Source organism: Nocardia crassostreae (assembly GCF_001613405.1).
GTDB lineage: Bacteria > Actinomycetota > Actinomycetes > Mycobacteriales > Mycobacteriaceae > Nocardia > Nocardia crassostreae.
In genome coordinates this window covers 411862-437495 of the sequence record NZ_BDCH01000019.1, presented here as the reverse complement: position 1 = coordinate 437495, position 25634 = coordinate 411862, and the positions used below count along the sequence as shown (strand labels likewise).

Below are 25634 nucleotides of genomic sequence, written 5' to 3'. Positions count from 1 at the left end.
GGGGGGGAACCGGCGCGAGTGCCGGGTTGGTTTCACCGGCTCACCGCCGGACTGTGCCATTGTAACGATCGAACCAGCATGCTCATGGCGCGATACCGGCAGACACGGCCATCGCGGCGCCGACGATGCCCGCGGAGTTCTTCAAATCGGCCGCGACGACGGGGGTCCTATTGGTGAGCAAAGGAATCCATTCGCGGTAGTCACGACTGATCCCGCCACCGGCCACGAACACATTCGGCCAGAACAGGTTTTCAATGGTGACCAGCACCTTGGAGACCTCCGCCGCCCACTGTTCGTAGGTCAGATCGTCGCGATCCTTGATGGACGCGGCGGCCCGGTGCTCGGCCTCCATACCGCCGACCTCCATGTGCCCGAGTTCGGTATTGGGCACCAGCGTGCCGTGATACATCACTGCCGATCCGATACCGGTGCCGAAGGTGAGCAGTACCACCAAACCGGTGAGTTCCTTTGCCGCGCCGTAGCGGTCCTCGGCGAGTCCGGCGGCGTCGGCGTCATTGAGCACCGTCACCTCGCGGCCGCCCAGGGCCTCGGAGAACAGATTGCGGGCATCGGTGCCGATCCAGTTCTTGTCGATATTGGCGGCCGTGCGGACCGTGCCGTCGATGACCACGCTCGGCAGGGTAATGCCGACCGGTCCGTCCCAAGCGGCTTGGGCGACGAGCTTGGCCACCGTCTCCGCCACCGCGTTCGGCGTGGACGGCTGCGGTGTCGGAATCTTGATCCGCTCGTGCACGAGATCGCCGGTGGCCAGATCGACCAAGCCACCCTTGACACCGCTACCACCGATGTCGATCCCGAACGCCTGCCCCCGAGCGGCCATGAAGACTCCTCGTTCTCCCTTATGAGCTGTGTCGTGCACGACAAGCCTAATGCGCGGCGTGCCGGATCTGTGCTGCGATGGACCTCGTGCCGGAATCCGATTTCACGTCCACCGCATCGAACACCACCATGATCCCCAACGGGGCCGAGATCGTCGAACTGCGCCGGGTGGCGGTCCATCTGGCCGAGACCGCCGCAGCCCATGTGCGTGCGCGCCGACCCGAGGTTTTCGGCCCGGGCGCGCGGGAGACCGGCGCCGTGCAGTCCAAGAGCACCCCGACCGATCCGGTCACCATAGTCGACACCGAAACCGAGCAGTTGGTCCGAAAATTGGTCGCCGAGCTACGCCCCGGTGACCACGTGCTGGGCGAGGAGGACGGCGGCACCCTGGCCGCGGATCCGGAGGCCGTGCACTGGGTCGTGGATCCCATCGACGGCACCGTCAACTTCGTCTACGGCATCCCGGCCTACTCGGTCTCGGTGGCGGCCGTGCGGGGCGGGCGCTCGGTCGCGGGCGCCGTCGCCGATGTCGCGCACGGCGTCACCTACAGCGCCGGGCTGGGCCAGGGCGCGCATCGCACCGAACCGGGTGCCGAACCGATCCCGCTGCGCTGCAACGAGGTCGAGGCGGCGTCCATGGCTTTGGTGGCCACCGGCTTCGCCTACGGCGACAAGCGCCGCACCCGGCAGGGCGAGCTGGTCGCCCAGGTGTTGCCGTACGTGCGCGACATCCGCCGCATCGGCTCGGCGGCCCTGGACCTGTGCATGGTCGCCGAGGGCCGGGTGGACGCCCATTACGAGCACGGCCTGAACCTGTGGGACTGGGCTGCGGGCGCGCTCATCGCCGCCGAGGCGGGCGCCCGCCTGCGTGTTCCCGCCCCGGACGTCCCGGGCCGGGCGGGTGAGCTGGTGGTGGCCGTCGCCCACGGTATCGCAGACGAACTGATCGGTCTGTTCGAGCGCCTGTATGTCATCACCCCTATCCCGGAACCCTGACAGCCGGGTAGACAGACCGGACGGACCGAAAAGTAATCGCCGCGCCCGAACAGGACGCGGCGATTCACGAATCGGTCACGGTGACTGCGGTTTTCCGGGCCCCGGGCTCAGCACTTGGCGTGCCGCGCCGCCTCCAGCAGCTTGGAGTCGATAGCGGGCGCGCTGCCGGGCGTCGGATTCTTCAGCGACCGCAGCACCTCCTCGGCATCGGTGCTCGGCCGCAGGTCACGGAACAGTGAACCGAGCACCAGATCCACGCTGTCGTCCTCGCGCGAATCCTCGATGAGCTCCGCGCACGGCATGACCAGCTGCACCGACGCCGCCGCCGGACGCCCCTTCACGCCGAAACGGATCTGCCCCGCGCACTCCAGATCGCCGTTCACGTAGACCGGATCATTGCCGACCTGTACGTCCGGCGCGCTGGCGAAACCGAGATCGCCCAGTTCGGAGGCCACGTGCGCGGCCCGCCCGCGCTGCCCGTTGGCATTGAACACCCGGACCTTGGCCTGCGCCAGCGCGGCTGGCTCCACATCGCGTAACCGGGACGGCGACTGCCGAGTCCCGAGCGGCACTGCCGCGGTGCTGGAGGCGTTGGCGGCGGGGCTGGGCGAGTTGCACGCAATGACGCCGGTATCGGCCTCGGTCTGGGTCAGGGCGCGAAACCACACGCCGACGCAGATCAGGGCTATGACGCCCACCATGGCCGCCCACGGCTCCCACCGTCGCCGGATGAACGGCCGCCCGCTGTGGGGATCGGTCGATTTGCCTTGGGTGATCAGTGAAACCACGCCATGACTCTACGAAAACGTCGCGGTCAACGCGTGGAAGGTCTCGGTAAGTCCGGTGAAGGTCTCGGAGTGTTACCTCGTCGGTGACGATTGCCCCTCAGTTTCGAGTCGCGAGTGTTTTGATTGCGACTTTTGCGCAGGGGTCCGCTATTGTCTGGCGGCCCAGATCGTATCGCCCGGGTTGAATCGGGGGGTCGATTTCGGGAACAACAAGGGCATGTCCTGCGTTGACCGAGCGCGATCCGGTGCGGATCACAAGCATCCGGCCCGATCGGTGACCGGTGTACGCGTGACGTACACCACGGGCGGGGCGGCACACCCGCGCTCGATTCCGGCAGGAATCGGGCACAGGTGAGCCGGTCCGGGATATACGGAGTAAGGACGAGGGGAAGACGACATGGCAACCGACTATGACGCACCGCGGCGCAGTGAAACCGACGAACCGTCGGAGGACTCGCTCGAGGAGCTGAAGGCTCGTCGCAACGAGGCCGCGTCCGCCGTCGTGGATATCGACGAATCCGATACCGCGGAGTCGTTCGAGCTTCCCGGCGCGGACCTGTCCGAGGAGGTGCTCTCGGTTCGGGTGATCCCGAAGCAGGCCGACGAGTTCACCTGTTCGAGCTGCTTCTTGGTGCACCACCGCAGCCGGCTCGCCACCGAAAGCGGCGGCCAGCTGATTTGCATGGACTGCGCGGCCTGAGCCCAGGCGCGCAGCCCTGAAGAAGGTATATCCGACAGCCCGCGCTCGGCACGCCGAGCGCGGTCAGGATATTGCCGGGCCACGCAGCGCGGCCCGGCGGATATCTCGCAACCGCGAGGTGTTTCAGAGACCGAGCGCTGCCATGATCTTGTCGGGATGACGCGTACTGACCAGCCAGTACGGAGTCGGATCGTCGGGATCATCGAGAACGAGCAACACCAGGGGGCCCACCCAGCCGCGATGCTGGACATACACGGCGGGATCGAGTTGGCGGCCCAGTGCCGCGCTCTTCGCACTCACCGGCACCGCCGCCGCCTTGGCAATGAAGGTGGCGGGCAGGTGGGCGCGGTCCACGCGCAATTCCGGCGTGCCGGACGCGTCGGGCACGACCTCCACCTTGTGGCGCGACATCCACAGCAGCACCCAGATCGCGATCGGGAACAGCACCGCATACGGCAGCCAGGCGCGCAAACCGGGTGCGCCCATGTGGATTTCGGCCGCCATCAATCCCGCGACGCCCAATGCCACCGGCCACCACCACAGCGGCACCCAGAGGCGCTCGGTGTAGTGGGCGGTGGTCTGCTGCTGAGGTTCCATGGTCACCTGAGGGGGCTGGTCGGACACGACATCAGACTAAGTCAAGGTGTGCGGTGCCGAGCGCGTAGGCTCGGCCTACGTGACCGGTATTCCATCCATCCCCCTGCTGCGGCTCGATCCCGGCATCCCCGTACCGACGCGCGCTCACGAGGGCGACGCGGGCGTGGACCTGTGCACCACCGAGGACGTCATCATCGAACCGGGGGAGCGGGTGCTGGTCGGGACCGGCATCGCGGTCGCGCTCCCGATCGGGACCGTCGGGTTGATCCACCCGCGGTCGGGTCTGGCTGCCAAGGCCGGGCTTTCGGTCGTCAATACCCCCGGCACGGTCGATGCGGGCTATCGCGGCGAGATCAAGGTGTGCCTGATCAATCATGATCCGCGCACGCCCATCGAGCTCCGCCGCGGCGACCGCATTGCCCAGTTGCTGGTACAGAAGGTGGAGCTGGTCGATTTCGTGGAGGTCGACACGCTCGACGAAACCGAGCGCGGCGCAGGAGGATACGGATCCAGCGGTGGGCACGCCAGCCTGACCGCGGCGGAGTCCGGTGGGGCTGGCAAGGAGGCATGAGGGATGTTCGGTAGAAAGAAGCGCAAGGACGGCGCGGAGGAACCCGCGCGGCAGTACGACGACGAGTACGTCGAATACGACGAGGATTACGACGAATCCGAGTACGACGACGACTACGACGATGCGGACTACGACGAGTCGGAGTACGAACTCCGGGCCCCCTCGGGCGACGACACGCCGCGTATGGGCCCGCACAACTACGAGGACGTCGCCGACCGGCTGGCCGGTATAGCCGATCAGCGTCTCGATCTGGGTTCGGTCATCCTGCCGGTCCCGCCGGGCGGGCAGCTGCAGGTGGAGATGACCCCGGAGGGCGCGCCGCAGGCGGTGCACCTGGCCACCCAGCACGGCCGCATCACCGTGGCCGCGTACGCCGCGCCCAAGACCGCGGGCCAATGGCGTTCGGTCGCCATGGATCTCGCGGACACCCTGCGCAAGGACGGCGCCACCGTCTCGGTGCAGAACGGTCCGTGGGGGCGGGAGCTGCACGCCGTCACCGAGGGCGCGGATCTGCGCTTCATCGGTGTGGACGGCTACCGCTGGATGGTGCGCCTGGTGGCCGCCGGTCCGTCCGGGGCGGCAGACGACGGGCAGCCGCTGGTGGCCGCCGCCCGCGCCATTCTCGGCGAGACGGTGGTCCGCCGCGGTGACGAACCGCTGCCGGTGCGCGAACCGCTGCCGGTGGTACTGCCCCAGGAGCTGGCCGATCAGCTGGCCGCCGCGCATCAGCAGCAGTTGCAGGCGCAGCAGCAGGCCGTGGCCGCCCAGCTGGCCGCCATGCAGACCGGGCAGCAGCCGGGTATCCAGTCGCAGCAGCCGCCCGAACCCCCGCGCCGCGGCGCCGACGGTTCGGCCATGCAGCAACTGGGGCTCAACTAGAAAAACGACCTTCGCCTCCCGGACGGGAAGCGAAGGTCGTTTGCTTTTAGGGGGATTGGGGGCAGTTCAGGGGTTCGGCCGTCAGGTGGTCTCGGCCGCGCGGGCGAGGAGCGGCGGTATGCCACGAGCGCCCAGGACCGCCGGGTCTGCGCCGAGTTCGCCCAGCGTGATCGAGTGCAGCTCGGCCCAGGGGATGAGCGCGGCCCACTGCTTGGCCACCTCGATCGGGTGCACCGGATCGTCGATCGCGCCGACGATCGAGACCGGCGCTGTGATGCTCGTCAACACCTCGGCCTCGGGCCAGCCGTAGACGGCGGCCTCCGCCAAAGCCGCGGGCAGATGCGGCCATTGGGACCGCCAGGAGCGGGTGAGGGCCGCGGCCAGCCAGGCCGGGCTGGAGGCGCGCATGCCGTCGATCACGGCCTCGAGTCCGTCCGCGCGCAGCGCCGCGGCGGTGGCGGCGGCGCTCAGCGCGGCCGGGCAGCCGGTGGTGTCCGCGCCGGTCCAGGCGGGCAGCGCGGCGACCACCCCGAAGACCGATTCCGGGTGCTCGGCGGCCCATTCGACGGCCACCGCCGCGCCCAGCGAGATGCCCGCGATCAGCACCGGCCCGGATCGCGCGGCCTCGTCCAGTGCGTCGCGATAGCTGCCGATGACCCGCCGCGGGTCCGGATCCACCGCCCGGAATGTGATTTCCATTGCGGCGCAGGCCGGTCCGAAGGCGCGCGCGGCGAAATGGGCATCGGAGCCGGTCCCGGGCAAGGCGACAGCTATTCGCGGACGCGCCAGGTCGGCCGCCGGAAGTGGTAGATCGGGCACCGGCCGAGCGTACTGCGGCGGGCGCGCGTGGCGAGTGCGGGCCGACCCCTCTACAGTGGCGGTGTACGGCCACAGCCTCCTTCGGGTAACGAACCCACCCAGGCGTGTGGAAAGAAACAACGACGTGAGACCCACGCCGTCTGCTCTATTGGAGAGCGTGCGAGATGCCATCCACGGGTGGGAAGGACACACCCTCGGGCTATTTCCGGCGGCTGAGCCGCCGATTGACCGAGGACCTGGATCGTCTGGATGCGGAGGAGCTGGCCGAGACGTCGGAAGCGTCGGGCGCCTGCCACGCATCGCAATGTCGGCGCGGTGAGGAAGTCACCATGCTGGGTCGCCTCCGGAGTGTGGAGGCCTGTCCCAAGGCGGCGGGCGCGGAAATCCAAGCGGAGTTCTTCGACGGGACCGACAGCGTGTCGCTGGTCTGGATCGGGCGTCGCCGCATCCCCGGAATCGAGCCGGGACGTCGTATCCTGGTCCGCGGCCGCATCGGCGAACGCGCCGGGGGCAAGGTCATCTTCAATCCCTACTACGAACTCCGCGAGAGCTCCTGACACCTATGCCGATACCTGCCAGCAGCAATGACGAGGGCCGCACCGGCCGCCTTGCGAAAGACGAGCCCCCCGAAGGTCCCGCAGAGCTGGAAGGCTCCGCACTCCTGGAGAACGAACTGGCCGCGGCCGAAGCCGAACTGCTCGCCGAGGAGCTCGAGGAAGCCCGGGAGGAGGCGGCCGAGCAGACCCTGCTCGAACAGCTCGGCGGTTTCAGCGGCCTGATCTACTCCTCACTGCCCGTACTGGTCTTCGTGCCTGTCAATACCTGGCGCGGGCTCACCACGGCCATCTGGGCGGCGCTGGGGGTGGCTACGGCGATTCTGGTGTGGCGCATCATCCGCAAGGATCCGGTGCAGCCCGCCATCTCCGGATTCCTCGGCGTCGGGGTGTGCGCGTTGATCGCCAACCGGGTGGGGGAGGCCAAGGGGTTCTTCCTGTTCGGCATCTACGCCAGCCTCGTGTACGCGGGCGTGTTCCTGATATCGCTGCTGGTGCGCTGGCCGCTGGCGGGCGTCATCTGGGGCGTGTTGAACGGGCACGGCAACGATTGGCGCTCCGATCGCCGGGCGGTGCGACTATACGATCTCGCGACCGCGGTGTGGGCGGTGGTGTTCGCGGCCCGCTACCTGGTGCAGAACCACCTCTACGACTCCGACAGCACCGGCTGGCTGGCCGCGGCCCGCATCGGCATGGGCTGGCCGCTGACGGCGGTGGCGCTGGTGGTCACGGTGTGGGCGGTGCGCCGGGCCGGGCATTTGCCCGCGTCCAAGTCCGCGGAATCCGCCGCGAACTGACCACAACCAGCGCTTTATCGCGTTAAACTGCCACCGCGCAACACCTTCGGGGGCATTAGGGGTGAAGAGGGGGTGTCATACCCACCCCTGGGGTGCCTATTTCGAGGGCCCCGATCCGAGCACGATCGTCTTGAGACGAAACGGCGAAAGGATCGGGGAGTTGGTTACCGACGGCAAGGCAGTAGCGGAGTCGCAGGACCGTGGCGTGGGGCGCGGTGCGACGACGCAGAGTGCGGCCGCACGTCGGCACCAGGCGGGGCGGGGAAACAAGAACAGCGCGGCGACGTCGGAATCCCGGCGCGCGGCCGCGGAATTGGACAAGCTGATCGGCCCGGCCGCGGGTGGCGACCGGGAGGCGGTGTCGGAGATCCTCAAGATCGTCTACCCGCTGGTCCGCCGCTACTGCGCGGCGCGCATGGGCGGTTCGGCGCATCTGCACGTGACGGCCGACGATGTGGCGCAGGAGATCTGCCTGGCCACCGTGCAGGCCATCCCGCGCTACCGGGATCAGGGCAAGTCGTTCCTGGCATTCGTGTACGGCATCTCGGCCAACAAGGTCGCCGACGCGTTCCGCAGGGCGCAGCTGCACCCGGCCTATCCGGTGGCCGAGTTCCCGGATACCCCGGAGACGGAGGCCGGACCGGAAGAGCGGGCGCTGGCGTCCGAAACCCGGCGGGCCACACGGGAACTCATGAAGGTGCTGGCGCCCACCCACCGCGAGGTGCTGGTCATGCGCATCGTGCTGGGCTGGACCGCGGCGCAGACCGCCGAGGCCATCGGCACCAGCCCGGGGGTGGTCCGGGTCATGCAGCATCGGGCGCTGAACAAGCTGCGCGCCGAACTGCGGGCCGCGTCCTGATGCGGGGCGCGCCGCCGAGTTCAGGCGGAGGCGTCGACCGTACTACCGAAACCGTTGACGCCGAGGGCTTTCCGTAGATCGTCCTCGGCTTCCACGGAGGCCACGAACAGCAGTTCGTCCTCTCCTTCCAGGGGATCGTCGGACTGCGGCACGATGACGCGCCCGCCACGCAGAATGGTCACCAGGGCGGCGTCGCGCGGCAGCTTGAGCCTGCCGACGGCCTTGCCCGCCAACGGCGTATCGGTGGGCAGGGTGATCTCGACCAGGTTGGCCTGACCCTGTCGCAGCGTCATGAGTCGCACCAGATCGCCGACCGACACCGCCTCCTCGACCAGCGAGGCCAGCAGGCGCGGGGTCGACACGGCGACATCGACGCCCCAGGAGGTGTCGAAGAGCCATTCGTTGCGCGGATCGTTCACTCGCGCCACCACGCGCCCGACCCCGAACTCGGTCTTGGCGAGCAGGCTGAACACCAGATTCACCTTGTCGTCGCCGGTGGCGGCGATGACCACGTCATAGGTTTCCAGGCCCGCCTCTTCCAGGGTCTCCAGCTCGCAGGCGTCGGCGTGGGTCCACACCGCGGTGGGCGCGCTGGCGGGATCGATGTGGTCGAGGCGGCGTTCCAGCAGCATGACGGCGTGACCGCCGCGTAGCAGTTCCTGCGCGATGGATCGGCCGACGGCGCCGGCGCCCGCAATGGCTACCTTCATGATCAGTCCTCGCTCGCGGGGGGATTACCGGCCAGTGCGACGGCCTCGCCGACGGTGCCGGAGGTGGCGGCGATGTAGACCACGTCATCGGCTTGCAGCATGGTCTTGCCATTGGGCAGCACGCCCTGGCCGAAGCGGATCAGGAAGGCCACGCGCGCGCCGATGGCGCTCTCCAGGGATTTGATGGTGCGCCCGTACCACTCGTCGTGCAGGACGAGCTCGGTGACGGCGACCGTGCCCGTGGGATCGCGCCAGGTGGTGGTGGACTGATCCGAGACCAGGGTGCGTAGGAACCTGTCGGTCGTCCACGGCACGGTGGCAATCGTCGGGATGCCCAGGCGCTCGTAGACGGCGGCGCGCTTGGCGTCGTAGATGCGGGCCACCACACGCTCCACGCCGAAGGTCTCGCGGGCCACGCGGGCGGAGATGATATTGGAGTTGTCGCCGGAGGAGACCGCGGCGAAGGCCCCGGCCTTCTCGATTCCGGCGCGGGTCAGCACATCCCGGTCGAAGCCGACGCCGGTGACGCACAGGCCGGGGAAGTCACGGCCCAGGCGCAGGAACGCGCTGGAGTTCTGATCGATCACCGCGACCTCGTGGCCGATGCGGACCAGGGCGCGCGCTAGTGAGGAGCCCACTCGTCCACACCCCATGATCACTACGTACACCGTGCGAACCCCATTCCCGAAAACCGTATGTGCGGTCTGGTTGCTTGTCCGGGCAGCAACCGTACCGTTCGAGTTTTTCCCGAGGCACTTTCCCCCTCCGGTCCTCGGTCAAACCGAAACGGAGAAAAGTCACCGTGTTCACCTGTCACCGTACGACCTCGCGCGCTCGGCTGCGCGGCGGTCCCGCGCACGTAGGATGTGGTGTGCGTAGGGCTGCCAAAACGTTCGGTTTCATTCGAGAGGTGGCATTCGCCCCGGACGCCGCCGAGCGGGAGGGGTATCCGTTCGATCTGCCCGTGGTGACGTGGCTCGCGCGTGGCGAGGGTCTCGCCCTGGCGCCGGGGGTCACCTTTCTGGTCGGCGAGAACGGCAGCGGGAAATCGACATTGGTGGAGGCCATGGCCGTGGCCGCCGGAATGAATCCGGAAGGCGGCAGCCAGAACTACAACTTCGCCACCCGCTCGACCGAATCGGAACTCGGCGCGCATCTGCGGCTGAAGTGGGGTGTGGACAAACCGCGCAGCCGGTTCTTCCTGCAGGCCGAGTCGTACTACAACGTGGCCACCGAGACCGAGAACCTCGGATCGGTGCAGCTGGCGGTCTTCGGCGGAGTGTCGCCGCACGAGCGTTCGCACGGCGAATCCTTCATCGACCTCATGCGGCTGCGCTTCTATCCGAACGGGCTGTACCTGCTGGACGAGCCGGAGGCGGCGCTGTCACCGCGCGGCTGCATGACCGTGCTGGCGCTGCTGGCGGATCTGTCCCGGCGGGGGTGCCAGTTCGTGGTCGCCACCCATTCGCCGATTCTGCTCGCCCTGCCCGGCGCGACCATCTACGAGATCGACGAGGACGGCGAGGTCGACGAGGTCGGCTTCGATCAGGCTCTGCCGGTCCGGCTGACCAGAGACTTTCTCGCCCAACCGGACCGGTTCCTGCGGCACCTGGTCGACCGGGAGTGAGCGCGGCCGCCCGGGTGCGGTGACCGATGCCACCCGCCGGTGATAGCCGGAATGTGTCGTCACACCGCGCCGTGGCCACGACCGGTCTCGGGCTCCCTTATGCTGCCTAAAGTGTCGAAGTTGACGACGGCTGCCAAGCGCATGCTGGTGGGCCGCCCCTTCCGTAGCGATTCCCTAGGGCACACGCTGCTCCCCAAACGGATCGCGCTCCCCGTGTTCGCGTCCGACGCGCTGTCGTCGGTGGCGTACGCGCCCGAGGAGATCTTCCTGGTGCTCTCGATGGCCGGGTTGTCGGCGTACGTGTACGCGCCCTGGGTGGGTATCGCGGTGGCGCTGGTGATGGCGGTCGTGGTTGCGAGCTACCGGCAGAACGTGCACGCCTATCCGTCCGGTGGCGGCGATTACGAGGTGGCGACCAAGAACCTTGGGCCCACCGCCGGTCTGACGGTGGGCAGTGCGCTGCTGGTGGACTATGTGCTCACCGTGGCGGTGTCGATTTCGTCGGCGGCCTCGAATATCGGGTCGGCCATTCCGTTCGTGGCGATGCACAAGGTGTTGTTCGCGGTGGTGGCGATCGTGGTGCTGACCGCCATGAATCTGCGCGGGGTGCGGGAATCCGGGACCATGTTCGCGATACCCACCTACGCCTTCATGATCGGCATGTTCATCATGCTGCTGTGGGGCTACACCCGCATCGGGCTGCTCGGCGAGGAGGTGCACGCCGAGTCCTACGGGTTCGGGCTGAAGGCCGAGGAAGAGCATCTGTTCGGTATCGCGTTCGTCTTCCTGATCGCGCGCGCGTTCTCCTCCGGATGTGCGGCGCTGACCGGTGTGGAGGCCATCAGCAATGGCGTTCCGGCGTTCCGCAAGCCCAAGTCCCGCAATGCCGCGACCACGCTGCTGCTGCTGGGTGGGATCGCGATCACCTTGTTCATGGGCATGATCGTGCTCACTCAGAAGGTCGGCGTCGTGTACGCGCACAACACCTCCGATCTGATCGGCGCGCCCGCGGGCTACGAGCAGAAGACGCTCATCGCACAGCTGGCCGATGCGGTGTTCCGCGGTTTCCCGGCCGGGTTCTACTTCATCACCATCGTCACTGCGCTCATCCTGGTGCTGGCGGCCAATACCGCGTTCAACGGCTTCCCGGTGCTCGGTTCGATCCTGGCGCAGGATCGATTCCTGCCGCGCCAGTTGCACACTCGCGGTGACCGACTGGCGTTCAGCAACGGCATTCTGTTCCTGGCGGGCGCGGCTATCGCCTTCGTGGTCATGTTCGGCGCCGAGGTGACCAAGCTCATCCAGCTCTACATCGTCGGCGTGTTCGTCTCCTTCGTGCTGAGCCAGACCGGCATGCTGCGGCATTGGAGGCGACTGCTGCGCACCGAGACCGATCCGGCGCAGCGGTCGCGCATGAAGCGCTCGCGGGTGATCAATGCCATCGGTCTCACCATGACCGCGATCGTGCTGATCATCGTGCTCGTCACCAAGTTCCTGGCGGGCGCGTGGATCGCCATCGTCACCATGGGCGCCATCTTCGTGCTCATGAAAATGATTCGCCGCCACTACGACACGGTGGCGCACGAGCTCGACGAATCCGACTGGGACGGGGTGCTGCCCAGCCGCACCCACTCCATCGTCCTGGTCTCCAAACTGCACCTCCCCACCAAGCGCGCCCTGTCCTACGCCCGCGCCACCCGCCCCGACACCCTCGAGGCCATCACCGTCAACGTGGACGAGCCCGACACCCGCGCCCTGGTCCGCGAATGGGAGATCAGCGATATCGCCGTCCCCCTCAAAGTGATCGAATCCCCCTACCGCGAAATCACCAAGCCCGTCATCGACTACGTCAAACGCCTCCGCAAGGACGCCCCCCGCGACGTCGTCACCGTCTTCATCCCCGAATACGTCGTAGGCCACTGGTGGGAACAACTCCTCCACAACCAGTCCGCCCTCCGCCTCAAGGGCCGCCTCCTCTTCGAACCCGGCGTCATGGTCACCAGCGTCCCCTGGCAACTCAGCTCCTCCGCCAAAGCCGCCCAACCCCGCGCCGTCAACGCCCCCGGCTCCGTCCGTCGCGGCTTCGGAGACGAGTAGTGAGCTCCGGAGAGGATTGGCGCGGAACGGTTGTCGAGGTCCGGCTGGGGGCGCCCGGACACGGGGGGTTCTGTGTGGCGCGGCACGAAGGCCGCGTGCTGTTCGTGCGGCACGGGCTGCCGGGGGAGTTGGTGCGGGCGATCGTCACGGAGGATCGCGGGGGATCGTTCTGCCGCGCCGACGCTGTCGAGATTCTGGAGGCATCGGCCGACCGTGTACCGGCGACCTGTCCGGTATCGGGGCCCGGCGGTGCGGGTTGTTGCGACTTCTCCTTCGCCACACCCGAAGCCCAGCGGCAGCTGAAGGCCGCGGTGGTGGCGGAGCAGCTGCGGCGGCTCGCGGGGTGGGAACCGGAGTTCGTGGTCGAGGAGATTCCGGCGGTCGCCGATTACCCCGCTGCGGTGCGGCGGACCGGCGGGGTGGGCGGACGTCGCACCGGGCTCGGTGTGGGCGGTGTGGCGCGCGGGGTGGGATTCTCCGTGCGCGGTGCCGGTCCGGGGAACGGCGCACCGAGTGCGGGCGACATTGTGCCGGTGGCGCATTCGGGCGGCTGGCGGTCGCGGGTGCGGCTGGTGGTCGATGGGCAGGGCCGGGCCGGGGTGCACAGGTATCGCGGGACGGAGGTCATCGCGGATCTGCGGTGTCCACAGCCGATGGCAGGGGCGATGGCGGGGATCGCCGATCGGGAGTGGACGCCGGGGGCGGATCTCGTGGTGGCGATGGATGGCGATGGGGTTCGGCATATCGTCGAACTGGCTCCGCCGGAAGAGGATCGGGGTGGCGGGTGGCATGGTGCGGGCCGCCCCGGCCGGGATCGGCGCGGTGGCGGGGATCGCCGGAGTACGGCCGCGCGGCGTTCGGCAGCGCACAGTGTGCGGGCGGAGCGGGTGGTCGAGGGTAGTGGTCGGGCCGTGCAGTATGTCTCGGGGCGGCGGTGGGAGCTGTCGGCCACGGGGTTCTGGCAGCCGCATTACGGTGCAGCGCAGTGCTATTCGGATGTGGTGGGGGAGTGGGCGGATGTGAGCCCGGGGTCGCTGGCCTGGGATCTCTACTGCGGTATCGGCGTCTTCGCCGCACGGCTGGCCAATCGGGTCGGCGCGTCCGGCGCGGTGCACGGTGTCGAGTTCTCGCGGACGGCAGTGACCGAAGGTGAAGCGGCGCTGCGGGATCTGGGAACCGTCGAGTTGCGGGCCGAGCAGGTGGAGCGGTGGATTGTCGAACAGCCTTCGACCGCACCGGATGTGGTGGTGCTGGATCCGCCGCGGGCGGGGGCGGGCAAGGATGTGATCGGCGCGCTTGCCGAGCGGGGGCCGCGGCGGATCGTTCATATCGGTTGTGACCCGGCCACTTTTGCGCGGGATATCGGGCTGTATCGCGGTGCGGGTTATGCGCCGGTGGGGCTGCGCGTGTTCGATGCGTTTCCCGCGACACACCACGTCGAGTGCATCGCCGTACTCGAGCGCTGATCGCAATTCGTCTTCTGCACACCTTTTCTCGCGACCGCACACCCTCCCTATGGGGTGCGCGGTACCGAGAAGGTGTGCGGACGGGCTGGGCGGCGGGGGAGTTGGGCGTTTGTCAAGATAATGATCATGACTACGTTGTCCGATCCGACGCTGGTGTCGGTGGCCGAATTGATCTATGGGGATCAGGCCCGGTTTCACTCCCTCGAGGGGCTGCTGTTGAGTGTGGATCTCAAGCGGCCGGAGTATCAGGTCGAGCTGTGGGTGAATGCCGAAAGCTATTGGGGGCGGCTGGTTACACCGGTGTACGGGGCCCGCATGGCGGCGCTGGGCGGTAATGCCGACGCGGATCGGTCGCTGCTGAACCTGGTCGAGGTGACGGTCGAGAAGTTCCTGCGCGGCGAGTCGGTGGAGCGCAAGCACCTGCCCTCCTGGCTGCCCGAGCTACGCGCGGCACTGCTGTCGGACGGCTACCAGCTACGTATCGAACGCGTCGGCGACGGCCCCGACGCCACCGGCCGCTGCCGCCTGCGCCCGACGAATCGTCTCCCCCTGCACCTGGCCGAACAGATCGCCCTCATCGAGACCGAACTCGAATTACGCGGCCAGCAAACACCTCTCGACCACCTGCGCGAGGCCACCGACCTCTACGCCCGCCGCGAATACACCGCCTGCGAGGAGCACCTCCGCACCGCCCTCGAACACCTCACGGCCTACGCCGCGGGCACCCAGGACCTCGACAGCACGAAGAACGTCCGCCACCTGGTCGACACCGCGCGACTCACCGTCCGCGAAGGCACCCGCCTCCTCCGAGACCTCCGCCTCCTCGCCTCGGACAACCCCCACCCGCATCGAACACGAACCGACGCGGCCCGCTTCAGAATCCAGCTGACCGCTGCCCGAGCGACGAGCCTCCTTGCACACATAGACCTCTGACTGAGGGCCCTGCATGTAATGGCGCAGGGACCTTCTCGACGTTTGCCCGCACCATCACATTCGCGGCGAGGCCCGGGGTTAGGTGAGCTGCCAGGTGACGCGGACGGTGGCGGATAGTTCGCTTTCGCCCAGTTCGACCGGGATGGGTGCGGCTGCGGCGTAGGCGTTCTCGGCGGCGAACTTCATGCGGGGCGTGGGTATCGATGGGCCGGAGGTGTTTTCGGTGATCTCGAGTACCGGGCCGACGGTTCGCCCGGCGCGCGCGGCATATTGCTCGGCCTTGGCCAGTGCGTGATCCCAGGCGGCATCGCGTGCTCGGGTGAGCAAGCTCTCCTCGTCGGACACCGTCAGTGTCAGTCCGCCGAGGCGCACATCGTCCCCGCCCGCGTCCACCGCGTGCGCGATGATCTCCGCCGGTCCGCCGTTCCCGGAACTCTTACCGATATCCCGCAGCGTCACCGTCAGCGAGGTAGTCGCGATATATCCGACGAGCTGCTCCCGATTCCCGTCCGTCCATACGGTTTCGGTGCGCACGGACAGCCCGCTCGTCGAAATATCGCGCGGCTGCACCCCATCCGCCCGCAGCACCTTCACCACCGCATCGGTCCGCTGCCCCGCCGCCGCATACGCGGGCCCCACCGACTCCGCCCGCGTCTCGACAGAAATCGTCACCCGCATGACATCCGGCGTAGCACTCGGACTCCCGGAACCGAACGTCGTAATACTGCCGAGCGAACTCGCGCCACTGCTCACACCATCCTCCTGACTCGATTCCGCTGTCCCCGCCGATGCTACCGACGCCGCCCCCTTCCCCCCGTGTACCGCGCTGAGAGCAGGCGGTTCACACCCCTTCCCGCCGGTTCACACCCCATCCGGCGCACCGATATGCGGTGTGAACCGGGGCTATGGGGTGTGAACTCGGGGGTTAGGGGGCGCCGTGGGCGGCTAGGGCGCGGATGGCGGCGTCGGATTGGGTGTAGGCGGTGGCTGCCAGGCGTTCGAGGAGGGCTAGTTTGATTTCGGGGGCCTCGCTGGTCAGGAGGTCGAATTTGGCGGGTGGGAGGACGGCCAGGCGGACGGTGGATTCGGCGTAGATGTCGTTGGTGAAGCGGACACCGGCCAGCATGGGGATTTCGCCGAAGGACATGCCGGTGGCCAGGGAGACCAGGCGGTGGCGGTGGCCGGAGCGGTCCTCGAAGGTGATGCGGACTCGGCCGTCAAGGATGAGGAAGAGACCGGCGCGGGGGCTGTCGCGGGCTATGACGAGCTCGCCGCGGGCGATGGTGCGGATCTCGAATTCCTTTGCGAGGCCTTCGCGTTCGTGTTCGGCGAGGTCGGACAGGGCGGGGTGCTGGTCGACGGTCAGCGCGGTGTGCGCCGCTTCGCCGGGTGGGCGGTACTTGTCCAGGACGAGTTGTTCGCACCATTCGGTGGCGCTGTCGCGGTCGGCGAAGACGCGGCCGCGCGGGTCGGCCGGGTCCAGGCTCGAGGAGAAATGGCCGAGTTTGGCTTCGGGGTCGACGAGGGCGACGCGGCAGCCGGTGGCGGCGAGTTCGGCTTGCAGATCGTCGAGCATGCGGATGGCGACGGCGCTGACGTAACCGACTTCGCGCAGATCCAGGACGAGCGCGTCGAGTTCGCCCGGCGTTTCCTCGACGGCGCGCACGGTGGATTCGGCCCCGGCGAAAAGCAGGTCGCCGTGCAGTTCGAAGATGCGGGCGTGGTCGCCGTAGCGGCGCAGCAGGGCCAGTTCGTCGGGATCGCGGCGCAGCCGGGAGGGCGCTTCGGTCACCGAGTACGCGGTGCGGATGGCGGTGTGGGCGGCGCGGGTCACGTGCAGGAAGTGCAGTCCGAGCCGGTGCGAGAGTTCGCGGCAGACCTGCACGCCGCGCACGCTGCTGCCGTGCGCGTCCAGGCGCGGGGAGTACACGGCAATGCCGATCTGGCCGGGCAGCACCGCCAGAATGCCGCCGCCCACACCGCTTTTCGCGGGCAGGCCGACGGTGGTCACCCAATCCCCGGCGGCGTCGTACATGCCGCAGGTGGTCATGACGCTGAGCACCTGCTCGACCAGCGGCCCGGACAGCGCGCGCTCGTGGGTGAGCGGGTTGACGCCATTGTTGGCGAGGGTGGCGGCCATGAGGGCGAGATCGCGGCAGGTGACATCGAGGGAGCACTGCCGGAAGTAGCGGTCGACCGCTTCGTCCGGATCGATATCGATGATCCCGGCCCCGCGCAGCAGATATCCGATGGCGCGATTGCGGTAGCCGGTGCGTGCCTCGGAGGCGTAGACCGCCTCGTTCATGCGCAGTTCGCGCCCCGCGAATCGGCTGTAGCTGCGGCGGATCCGCTCGAATCGGTCGGCGGCGTCGCGGCCCTCGATCAGCGATGCCGCGGCTATTGCACCGGCATTGATCATCGGGTTGCGCGGGCGCTGCGTCCGGGGATCGAGACTGATCTCATAGAACGGTTCGCCGGTCGGCTCCACATCGATGCGCTCGGCGACTTCCGCGGTGCCGCGATCGGCCAGCGCGAGTGCGTAGGTGAACGGTTTGGAGATCGACTGAATCGTGAAGGCGGTCTCCAGATCCCCGCTCCCGTACACCCGACCGTCCGCCGTCGCCAGGCAGACGCCGAACGAATCCGGTTGCACCGCAGCCAATTCCGGAATGTAGTCGGCCAGCGTTCCGGAGGTGTCGGCGCGGAAGCGCTGGTACACCTCGTCGATGATGCGGGCCACAACGCCATTGGCGGTCGCAGCCGTCCCACGGGTTTCCGCAACGGAGGGGCCCACGGGGTCACTGTATCCGGGTAGTGTGTGTGGAGCCTCACATTCCCAGGGGATGTCGCAGGTGGCGCTTCGTTCCTGGCATCGGGGGCCGGTTCGGGCTCCGTAGACTGTTGCAATCATCAGGAGACATGCCGGAGGGAGCAATAGCCGTGGGAGTGCTTTCCCGGGTCGACACGCCCGAGGACCTGCGCCGGCTGTCGGTACCGGAATTGAATGAGCTGGCCGAGGAGATCCGCGAATTCCTCGTGCGCAAGGTCGCCGTCACCGGCGGACATCTGGGACCGAATCTCGGCGTGGTGGAGCTCACCATCGCGCTGCACTGGATCTTCGACTCGCCCGCCGACCCGATCATCTTCGATACGGGCCATCAGGCGTACGTGCACAAGATCCTCACCGGTCGTAAGGACGGGTTCGACACGCTACGCAAAGAGGGCGGGCTGTCCGGCTATCCGTGCCGGGGGGAGAGCGCCCACGACTGGGTGGAGTCCTCGCACGCCTCGGCCGCCCTGTCCTACGCGGACGGGCTGGCGAAGGCGTTCGCGCTGACCCGGCAGAAGCGCCATGTGGTCGCGGTCGTCGGCGACGGCGCGCTGACCGGCGGCATGTGCTGGGAGGCGCTGAACAATATCGCCGCCGGGCCGGATCGGTCGGTCATCATGGTGGTCAATGACAATGGCCGCTCGTATGCGCCGACCATTGGCGGACTCGCCGAGCGACTGGCTGGATTGCGTATGCAACCCGCCTACGAGCATGCGCTCGACGCCACCAAGCGGATTGTGCAGAGCATTCCGCGCGTGGGGGATTCGGCCTATTCGATGCTGCATGCCATCAAGACCGGGATAAAGGACGCCGTCGCCCCGCAGGAGCTGTTCAGCGATATCGGGCTCAAGTACGTGGGCCCGGTCGACGGGCACGACACCGTCGCGCTGGAGGCGGCGCTGCGGCGCGCCAAGGATTTCGGCGGGCCGGTCATCGTGCACGTGGTCACCCAGAAGGGCCGCGGCTACAAGCCCGCCGAGGATCACGAGGCCGATCAGATGCATGCCGTGGGCCGCATCGATCCGCTGACTGGTGAGCCCGTGGGCGGTTCCGGGCTCACCTGGACCAAGGTCTTCTCCGATGCGCTCATCGAGCAGGCCGAACAGCGCGACGACATTGTCGGCATTACCGCCGCCATGCCCGGTCCGACCGGTTTGACGGCCTTCGGGAAGCACTTCCCGGAGCGCATGTTCGATGTCGGCATCGCCGAGCAGCACGCCGTCACCTCGGCGGCCGGTATGGCGCTGGGCGGGCTGCATCCGGTGGTGGCCATCTACTCCACCTTCCTCAATCGCGCCTTCGATCAGTTGCTGATGGATGTCTCGCTGCTGAAGCTGCCGGTGACCCTGGTGCTCGACCGCGCGGGCATCACCGGTGACGACGGCGCCAGCCACAATGGCATGTGGGATCTGTCGGTGCTGGGCATCGTGCCGGGTATCCGGGTGGCCGCTCCGCGCGATGCGGCAACGCTGCGTGAGGAATTGGCCGAGGCCGTCCATATCAGCGACGGGCCCACCGTCATTCGCTTCCCGAAAGGCACTGTCACCGAGGATATTTCCGCGGTCGAGCGGCTCGACGGCGTCGATGTGCTGCGCCTGCCCGATGTGGAGGGCGCCTCCGCGCAATCGGTGCACGGCGATGTGCTGCTGGTCGCGGTCGGCGCCTTCGCCGATCTCGCCCTGCGGACGGCGGATCTGCTGGGGGCCGAAGGGGTTTCGGTCACCGTCATCGATCCGCGCTGGGTGCTGCCGGTCTCGGACACGGTGGTCAAGCTGGCCGAGAACTACCGTCTCGTGGTCACCGTGGAGGACAGCGGCCTGCACGGCGGCATCGGCTGTACGGTCTCGGCGCGGCTGCGCGCCGCCGGTGTGGATGTGCCGACTCGCGATCTCGGTGTGCCGCAAGAGTTCCTGGATCATGCCTCGCGCGCCAAGATCCATCAGGAGCTGGGGCTCACGCCCTCCGATGTGGCACAGCGCATTACGGGTTGGCTCGGCGACAGCGCGCGGTCCGACACCGGGGTGTCCGGTAACGGGCGCTCGGTGGCCAATGGCGCGACGCCGGACGCGCCGCTGCTGACCGAGCAGGAGTTGGTGGCTCCGGCCGAGCGGGCGCTCGCCGAATAGGGCGGCCGGACAGGTTCGACGCACAGCCGCGGTCCACGGTTTCCGCCGTGGACCGCGGCTTTTCGTATACGCCCGCGCACTTCTCGCGTAAATTCTGTAACCGGTTACAGTTTTCCGGTCAGGAGTTCGCATGTCCTTCGTGCTCGTCGAGAAGCCGCGTCCGCAGATCGCGCTGGTCACCCTCAACCGCCCCGAGCGAATGAACGCCATGGCCTTCGACGTGATGGTGCCGCTGCGGGAGGCCCTCGAGGAGGTGGCGGCCGACAACGAGGTGCGCGTCGTCGTCCTCACCGGCGCGGGTCACGGGTTCTGCTCCGGCGCGGATCTGCAGCATGCGGGCAAGATCCCCGGTGTCGCGGGCCTGACCAAGACCAGCGTGGCGCGCCGTTCCATGGACCTGCTCAACAATGTCATGCTCACCATCCGCCGCATGCATCAGCCGGTGATCAGCGCCGTCAACGGCGCGGCCATCGGCGGCGGCTTCTGCCTGGCCGTCGGCACCGATATCCGAATCGCCTCCGAGGACGCCTATTTCCGCGCGGCGGGCATCAACAATGGCCTCACCTCCGCCGAACTGGGCATCAGCTACCTCCTGCCCCGTGTGGTCGGCACCACCCGCGCCTACGAGATCATGCTCACCGGCCGCGACGTCGACGCCGCCGAAGCCGAGCGCATCGGCATAGTCTCGCGCGTGGTCCCCGCCGACAAACTCCTCGAAACCTGTTACGACACCGCCGAACAGATCATCCGCTGGAGTCGCGTCGGCACCGAACTCACCAAACGCATGCTCTGGAGCGGCCTGGAAGCGGGCAGCTTCGAATCCCATATGCAACACGAGGGCATGTCCCAGCTCTACGTCCGCCTCACCACCGACAACTTCGACGAAGCCATCCGCGCCCGCCGCGACCGCCGCCCACCCATCTTCGAAGACTGACCTCGGCGCTGTTCGGACAGCCGTGCTCGCCATCGAGTGGACTGGTGCGCCATGGCGGAGTCTTCGCTTGGGCAAGGTCGGGCGGGGCTAGTTCGTGGTGCGGGTGATGCGCTCGGCGGTGACGGCCACGGTTGTGAACGGGACGGTGAAGTGGCCTCCGATCGCATCGATGGCGGTGCCGACCGCGTAGGTGATCTCTGTCAGGGCATCCGGCGGGAGCCGGGTCAGCACGCCCAAGGTCGGGAGTTGGTCGAGCCATTGGGCGCGGGTGAAGGTGCGGTCGGCGTCGAAGCGCCATTGTTCGGGCTCGGTGAAACCGCCTGCTTCTCGAATACCGGTGGCGGCGTTGTCGAGCATGGTTTGGTACATGGCCCGGGTCTGGTCGGGGGTGGTGGGGAAGCGGAACGGGGAATCCGGGGTCGCGCGGGTGTAGGCGGTGGTGAAGGCGTCGGTGACTTCGGGGGGTGTGGTGAGGACGTACCAGAAGGCTGTGAGGCGGCCTCCGGGGCGGAGTGATTCGGCCGCTTTGGCCGCTCCCACAACCGGATTCACCCAGTGCCAGGCTTGTCCGGCGGTGACGGCGTCGAACCGGCGACCGGCCGGGTCCCAGTTCTCGAAGGTCGCGACCTCGGTGTCGAGTCCGCGGGCGCGGGCGAAATCGGCCATGCGCGAGTCGGGTTCGACGCCCAGGACGGTGCAGCCCGCGGCCTGCAACTGACGCGCGGCGATGCCGGTGCCGCAGCCGACGTCGAGCACCTCGCGGGCGTTGTCGGCAATGCGGCGGATCAGTTCGTCGGGGTAGTGCGGCCGGGTCCGGTCGTAGCGTTCGACATCCACGCCGAACGATTCCGCTACCTGCCGCTGTCGATGTGCTTGGACCACTGCGGGATTGGAGTCTTCCGGCCGTATAGTGGGCATGCGCCCACCTTAGGTGGGCGTGCGCCCACTCGTCAATGAATCCGAAGAGGAGTTCGTCAGTGCCGACCGGAGTGGCCATTCGCGATCCCCGCGCGCAGTTGTTCGACGCCGCCGAACGGCTGCTGCTGCGAGACGGACCGCATGCGCTCACCAGTCGCGCGGTCACCGCCGAAGCCGGTTACGCCAAGGGCGTATTGCACCGCCACTTCGCCGATTTCGATGCCTTCCTGGCCGAACTCGTTCTCGACCGCATCGAGCGCCTGGGCGATCAGGCTGCCGCGCTGCGTGATTCCGCCGGAACCGGGACCGTCCCCGCGACCGTCGCTGCCGCCCTGACCGGCATCTTCGGCCCGGTGGCCGTGGCGATCATCGCCCTCGTCACCTTCCGCGACGATGTGCGGGCTCGCCTACGCGCCGCCCGCCGAGCCCCCGGCATCCCCCTCGTCTCGGAAGCCACCGCCATGATCGCGGACTACCTCCGGGCCGAGCGCGATCTGGGCCGCCTGACTCCCGCGGCCGATATCGACACCCTCGCCCCCACGCTCATCGGCTCCGGCCATCTGCTCTTCGCCGACCGCACCGGCGAGCCGCCGACCGCCGCGGCGCTCGAGAGGACCGTCACCGCCGTGCTCGCCGGGGTGCTGACCGGCTAGCCGTGGTTGTGCGCGTGAATCCGCGCCTGCACCTCGGGGCGGCGCAGCGGGGGAACGGTTTTCGGCGGGACCTTGCGGTCGGGTAGGTCGGCCAGTAGCCGGGTGGTGACGGCGGCGATATCGGCGACGGCGGCGTCGACGATGGCGCGGTTGGCGTCGGAGATGCTCGACAGGCCGCCGACCTTGCGAACGAATTGCAGCGCGGCCGCCTGAATCTCCTCGGGCGTCGCCGCGGGCTCCAGCCCGCGCAGAGCGGTGATGTTTCGGCACATGACTCCGACGGTAGCGCGCAGGGGTGACATCGCCGGGAAAGAAATTTTCGGAAAGGACTGGAACGGAACGATTCATTCTGTTAGAGTCAGTATCAGAACGAATCATTCCGTTCCAGAAAACGAGGAGAGATCAATGTCCTTCATCCGCCCCTTCCGCATCGAGATCTCGCAGGCCGACCTGGACGACCTGACCTACCGTCTGACCCACGCCCGGTTCGCCGCCGAACTCCCCGCCGAGCAGTTCGCGGGCAAGGTGGATCTGGGCATTCCGGTCCCGCAGGGCTGGGAGTACGGCGTGCCCGGCTCCTTCGTGCAGCCGCTCATCGCCCGGTGGCGCGACGAATTCGATTGGCGCGCGGTCGAGGAGAAGCTCAACTCCTACCCGCACTTCATCACCGAGATCGACGGGCAGGACATCCACTTCGTGCACGTGCCCTCGGCGAATCCGGAGGCGACCCCGCTCATGCTGACCCACGGCTGGCCGAGCTCGTTCGTGGAGTTCCTGGGCCTGATCGACAAGCTGACCGACCAGTTCCACCTGGTGATCCCGTCCTACCCCGGCTTCGCCTTCTCGGGCCCGACCAAGGACATCGGCTGGACCCCGGAGCGCATGGCCGCGGCCTACGTCGAGCTCATGCGGCGGCTGGGCTACGACCGCTACGGCGTGCACGGCAATGACGGCGGCTCGATCGTCTCGCCCGAAATGGGCCGATTGGCGCCCGATCACGTGATCGGCGTGCACGTCACCCAGATCTTCTCGTTCCCGAAGGGTGAGCCGGGCGAGATGGACGGCCTCAGCGAACAGGATCTCTTCGGCATCCAGTTCGGCCAGAAGTTCCTGGAGCACTCCATCCACGACTTCACCCAGCGGGCGCAGCCGAGCACCATCGCCCACGGCCTGTCGGATTCCCCCGTCGGTCAGCTCGCCTGGAGCGGCCAGCTGCTGGGCACCCTGGATCCCGACGACATCCTCACCAATGTCGCCATCTACTGGTTCATCAACACCTCGGCCTCCTCGGCCCGCTTCTACTACGAGAACGCCAAGGGCGTGCACGCCTCCGAGCCCACCACCGTCCCGATCGGCCTGGCCTCCTTCGGCTACGACTTCAAGGCGCCGCGCAAGTTCGCCGAGCGCGACCACGCCAATATCGTGCAGTGGAACGAATACAGCGAGGGCGGCCACTGGTCCGCCTACGAGGTTCCCGACACCCTGGCCGCCGATATCCGCGGCTTCTTCGCGAAGCTGAAGTAAGTCTCGGAACGAACCGATTCGGCCCCGGCGCAGTGCGCCGGGGCCGCAGGCGTACGTCGGGATCCGGTCGAGCGGGTTGCGCTTACGACTTGTCGGGGTAGAGGGCCGCGGCCAGGCGGGGGACGGCCAGGTTGCGTTGCCAGGGGCGGGCGCCGCCGGTGGTGAGGAAGTCCTCGATGAGGGTGGGGGCGTCGCCATTGGTGGCGGCGCGGGGGAGGCCGTCCCAGCACATGCGGCGTAAGAGGTCCGGTGTCAGGAGGTTCTCGACGGGGACTTCGACTTCGCCGGAGAGTTCGGTCATGGCGGCGCGGGCGCGTTGCAGGCGGGCGGCGGCGGCCGGATCGCGGCGTTCCCAGCGGTTGACCGGCGGGGGGCCGTCGAAGGGCTGGGTCAGGGGCGGGAGTTCGGTGTCGGGGAGGGCGCGGGCGCGTTCGACCGCGCCTAGCCATTCCCGGGAGTAGCGGCGCTGGCGGGGGCCGCCGAAGACGAGCAGGGCGCGCAGCTGGGCGATGGATTTGGGTTCGCCGGTGGCGGCGGCCACGATGGCGGAATCGGGGAGGATGCGGGCCGGAGCCACATCGCGGCTGCGGGCCAGGCGGTCGCGGGTGGTCCAGAGTTCGCGCACGATGGCGAGCTGGCGGGTGCGGCGCAGGGTGTGGATGCCGGAGGTGCGGCGCCAGCGGTCGGCCTTGGGCGCGGCGGGTTCGACGGTGCGGACGTGCTCGAATTCCTGTGCGGCCCAGTCGGTCTTGCCCTGCTCCTCGAGGTCGGCGGCGACGGCGTCGCGCAGCTCCAGGAGTAGCTCCACATCGAGGGCGGCGTAGTTGAGCCATTCGTCGGGCAGCGGGCGGGTGGACCAGTCGGCGGCGCCGTGGCCCTTGCGCAGTTCCCGGCCGAGCAGCTTCTCGACCATGGCGGCCAGGCCGACGCGCTCGTACCCGGCGAGGCGACCGCCCAATTCGGTGTCGAACAGCCGGGCCGGGAACAGACCTAGCTCGGCCAGCCCGGGCAGGTCCTGATCGGCGGAGTGCAGCACCCATTCCAGATCATTGATGGCGGCGGCCAGTGGCGTGAGCTCGCCGTCCACCGGAATCGGATCGATGAGGAAGGTGCCGGAACCGGCGCGGCGCAGCTGGATCAGGTATGCGCGATTGGAGTAGCGGAACCCGGAGGCGCGTTCGGCGTCGACGGCCAGCGGACCCGTTCCGGCTGCCAGCGAGCGCGCGGCCTCGGCGATTTCGGCAGCGGTGTCCAGTACCGGCGGCACACCCTCCACTGGCGCGAGCAACGGTACCGCGGCAGTGGCTTCGGGTTCTTCTGGTACGGACATGGTCTTGAACTCTACGGGTAGGGGCTGGGCGGTCCGCGTCACGTCCAGTGAAACGGCAGGCCGCGACCTCGCGATGCGCGGCGGGG

Annotated in this window: 26 protein-coding genes; 15 read left to right on the top strand and 11 right to left on the bottom strand. The window is 68.2% G+C overall.

Annotation, left to right across the window (positions count from 1 at the left end):
• Positions 1 to 82: 82 nt before the first annotated feature.
• Complete coding sequence (gene ppgK / locus NC4_RS20985; protein WP_067540977.1) at positions 83 to 841, bottom strand: polyphosphate--glucose phosphotransferase; 759 nt, start codon at positions 839 to 841, stop codon at positions 83 to 85.
• Positions 842 to 918: 77 nt separating this feature from the next.
• Here ppgK and NC4_RS20980 point away from each other — a divergent pair, with 77 nt between their 5' ends.
• Positions 919 to 1836: an inositol monophosphatase family protein gene (locus NC4_RS20980; RefSeq protein ID WP_084529504.1), complete on the top strand. Its 918-nt coding sequence runs from the start codon at positions 919 to 921 to the stop codon at positions 1834 to 1836.
• Between the two features lie 107 nt (positions 1837 to 1943).
• On the opposite strand, the gene cei is transcribed toward NC4_RS20980, so the two are convergent.
• On the bottom strand, positions 1944 to 2624 hold the full coding sequence (cei, locus tag NC4_RS20975) for an envelope integrity protein Cei (protein WP_067540975.1): 681 nt from the start codon (positions 2622 to 2624) through the stop codon (positions 1944 to 1946).
• Between the two features lie 397 nt (positions 2625 to 3021).
• Here cei and NC4_RS20970 point away from each other — a divergent pair, with 397 nt between their 5' ends.
• The gene (locus NC4_RS20970; protein ID WP_067540973.1) at positions 3022 to 3324 is read left to right on the top strand and encodes a DUF4193 domain-containing protein; all 303 of its coding nucleotides are present in this window, start codon (positions 3022 to 3024) and stop codon (positions 3322 to 3324) included.
• Positions 3325 to 3447: 123 nt separating this feature from the next.
• On the opposite strand, the gene NC4_RS20965 is transcribed toward NC4_RS20970, so the two are convergent.
• Positions 3448 to 3921, bottom strand: a complete 474-nt coding sequence (locus NC4_RS20965) for a DUF3093 domain-containing protein (protein WP_067541089.1) — start codon at positions 3919 to 3921, stop codon at positions 3448 to 3450.
• A gap of 79 nt (positions 3922 to 4000) precedes the next feature.
• Between NC4_RS20965 and dut the strand changes: the two genes are divergently transcribed.
• The gene (gene dut, locus NC4_RS20960; RefSeq protein WP_067541086.1) at positions 4001 to 4492 is read left to right on the top strand and encodes a dUTP diphosphatase; all 492 of its coding nucleotides are present in this window, start codon (positions 4001 to 4003) and stop codon (positions 4490 to 4492) included.
• A gap of 3 nt (positions 4493 to 4495) precedes the next feature.
• Complete coding sequence (locus NC4_RS20955; protein WP_067540971.1) at positions 4496 to 5371, top strand: DUF3710 domain-containing protein; 876 nt, start codon at positions 4496 to 4498, stop codon at positions 5369 to 5371.
• Positions 5372 to 5452: 81 nt separating this feature from the next.
• Here NC4_RS20955 and NC4_RS20950 read toward each other — a convergent pair whose 3' ends face one another.
• Positions 5453 to 6190: an alpha/beta fold hydrolase gene (locus NC4_RS20950; protein WP_067540969.1), complete on the bottom strand. Its 738-nt coding sequence runs from the start codon at positions 6188 to 6190 to the stop codon at positions 5453 to 5455.
• A 164-nt stretch (positions 6191 to 6354) separates the two neighbouring features.
• Here NC4_RS20950 and NC4_RS20945 point away from each other — a divergent pair, with 164 nt between their 5' ends.
• From NC4_RS20945 to NC4_RS20935, 3 genes are all read left to right on the top strand, one after another.
• Positions 6355 to 6747 carry an OB-fold nucleic acid binding domain-containing protein gene (locus NC4_RS20945; protein ID WP_067540967.1) on the top strand — a complete coding sequence of 131 codons (393 nt, stop codon included), beginning with the start codon at positions 6355 to 6357 and terminating at the stop codon, positions 6745 to 6747.
• A gap of 5 nt (positions 6748 to 6752) precedes the next feature.
• Positions 6753 to 7541 carry a DUF3159 domain-containing protein gene (locus NC4_RS20940; RefSeq protein ID WP_084529503.1) on the top strand — a complete coding sequence of 263 codons (789 nt, stop codon included), beginning with the start codon at positions 6753 to 6755 and terminating at the stop codon, positions 7539 to 7541.
• Positions 7542 to 7701: 160 nt separating this feature from the next.
• A complete protein-coding gene (locus tag NC4_RS20935) occupies positions 7702 to 8400 on the top strand; it encodes a sigma-70 family RNA polymerase sigma factor (RefSeq protein ID WP_281186339.1) in 699 nt (232 codons plus the stop codon).
• Between the two features lie 20 nt (positions 8401 to 8420).
• On the opposite strand, the gene NC4_RS20930 is transcribed toward NC4_RS20935, so the two are convergent.
• The gene (locus tag NC4_RS20930) at positions 8421 to 9110 is read right to left on the bottom strand and encodes a potassium channel family protein (RefSeq protein WP_067540965.1); all 690 of its coding nucleotides are present in this window, start codon (positions 9108 to 9110) and stop codon (positions 8421 to 8423) included.
• A 2-nt stretch (positions 9111 to 9112) separates the two neighbouring features.
• Positions 9113 to 9778 (bottom strand): potassium channel family protein, encoded by a 666-nt coding sequence (locus NC4_RS20925; RefSeq protein ID WP_067540964.1) that lies wholly within the window; start codon positions 9776 to 9778, stop codon positions 9113 to 9115.
• Between the two features lie 242 nt (positions 9779 to 10020).
• Between NC4_RS20925 and NC4_RS20920 the strand changes: the two genes are divergently transcribed.
• From NC4_RS20920 to NC4_RS20905, 4 genes are all read left to right on the top strand, one after another.
• A complete protein-coding gene (locus tag NC4_RS20920; RefSeq protein WP_245721816.1) occupies positions 10021 to 10737 on the top strand; it encodes an AAA family ATPase in 717 nt (238 codons plus the stop codon).
• Positions 10738 to 10848: 111 nt separating this feature from the next.
• Positions 10849 to 12834 carry an APC family permease gene (locus NC4_RS20915; RefSeq protein WP_067540961.1) on the top strand — a complete coding sequence of 662 codons (1986 nt, stop codon included), beginning with the start codon at positions 10849 to 10851 and terminating at the stop codon, positions 12832 to 12834.
• The gene (locus tag NC4_RS20910; RefSeq protein WP_218021245.1) at positions 12834 to 14300 is read left to right on the top strand and encodes a class I SAM-dependent RNA methyltransferase; all 1467 of its coding nucleotides are present in this window, start codon (positions 12834 to 12836) and stop codon (positions 14298 to 14300) included. Before NC4_RS20915 ends, NC4_RS20910 begins: the two co-directional genes overlap by 1 nt.
• A 126-nt stretch (positions 14301 to 14426) precedes the next feature.
• Positions 14427 to 15233, top strand: coding sequence for a hypothetical protein (locus tag NC4_RS20905; protein WP_157554977.1), 807 nt, complete (start codon positions 14427 to 14429; stop codon positions 15231 to 15233).
• 78 nt (positions 15234 to 15311) lie between these two features.
• Here NC4_RS20905 and NC4_RS20900 read toward each other — a convergent pair whose 3' ends face one another.
• On the bottom strand, positions 15312 to 15986 hold the full coding sequence (locus tag NC4_RS20900) for an SIMPL domain-containing protein (protein WP_067540957.1): 675 nt from the start codon (positions 15984 to 15986) through the stop codon (positions 15312 to 15314).
• A gap of 172 nt (positions 15987 to 16158) precedes the next feature.
• On the bottom strand, positions 16159 to 18027 hold the full coding sequence (gene glsA, locus NC4_RS20895) for a glutaminase A (protein ID WP_067540955.1): 1869 nt from the start codon (positions 18025 to 18027) through the stop codon (positions 16159 to 16161).
• Between the two features lie 146 nt (positions 18028 to 18173).
• Between glsA and dxs the strand changes: the two genes are divergently transcribed.
• Together dxs and NC4_RS20885 are read left to right on the top strand one after the other, a co-directional pair.
• Positions 18174 to 20189 (top strand): 1-deoxy-D-xylulose-5-phosphate synthase, encoded by a 2016-nt coding sequence (gene dxs / locus NC4_RS20890; protein ID WP_084529495.1) that lies wholly within the window; start codon positions 18174 to 18176, stop codon positions 20187 to 20189.
• A 130-nt stretch (positions 20190 to 20319) separates the two neighbouring features.
• A complete protein-coding gene (locus NC4_RS20885; protein ID WP_067540953.1) occupies positions 20320 to 21123 on the top strand; it encodes an enoyl-CoA hydratase in 804 nt (267 codons plus the stop codon).
• Positions 21124 to 21210: 87 nt separating this feature from the next.
• On the opposite strand, the gene NC4_RS20880 is transcribed toward NC4_RS20885, so the two are convergent.
• Positions 21211 to 22041, bottom strand: a complete 831-nt coding sequence (locus NC4_RS20880; RefSeq protein WP_084529493.1) for a class I SAM-dependent methyltransferase — start codon at positions 22039 to 22041, stop codon at positions 21211 to 21213.
• A 59-nt stretch (positions 22042 to 22100) separates the two neighbouring features.
• On the opposite strand from NC4_RS20880, the gene NC4_RS20875 reads away from it, so the two are divergent.
• Positions 22101 to 22694 (top strand): TetR/AcrR family transcriptional regulator, encoded by a 594-nt coding sequence (locus tag NC4_RS20875; RefSeq protein WP_067540950.1) that lies wholly within the window; start codon positions 22101 to 22103, stop codon positions 22692 to 22694.
• Here NC4_RS20875 and NC4_RS20870 read toward each other — a convergent pair.
• Positions 22691 to 22966 carry a DUF2277 domain-containing protein gene (locus NC4_RS20870; RefSeq protein ID WP_067540947.1) on the bottom strand — a complete coding sequence of 92 codons (276 nt, stop codon included), beginning with the start codon at positions 22964 to 22966 and terminating at the stop codon, positions 22691 to 22693. The two genes, NC4_RS20875 and NC4_RS20870, sit on opposite strands and share 4 nt — an antisense overlap.
• Positions 22967 to 23099: 133 nt before the next feature.
• On the opposite strand from NC4_RS20870, the gene NC4_RS20865 reads away from it, so the two are divergent.
• Positions 23100 to 24218 carry an epoxide hydrolase family protein gene (locus NC4_RS20865; RefSeq protein ID WP_067540945.1) on the top strand — a complete coding sequence of 373 codons (1119 nt, stop codon included), beginning with the start codon at positions 23100 to 23102 and terminating at the stop codon, positions 24216 to 24218.
• An 82-nt stretch (positions 24219 to 24300) separates the two neighbouring features.
• On the opposite strand, the gene NC4_RS20860 is transcribed toward NC4_RS20865, so the two are convergent.
• Complete coding sequence (locus tag NC4_RS20860; protein WP_067541078.1) at positions 24301 to 25548, bottom strand: ribonuclease D; 1248 nt, start codon at positions 25546 to 25548, stop codon at positions 24301 to 24303.
• Positions 25549 to 25634: the final 86 nt, after the last annotated feature.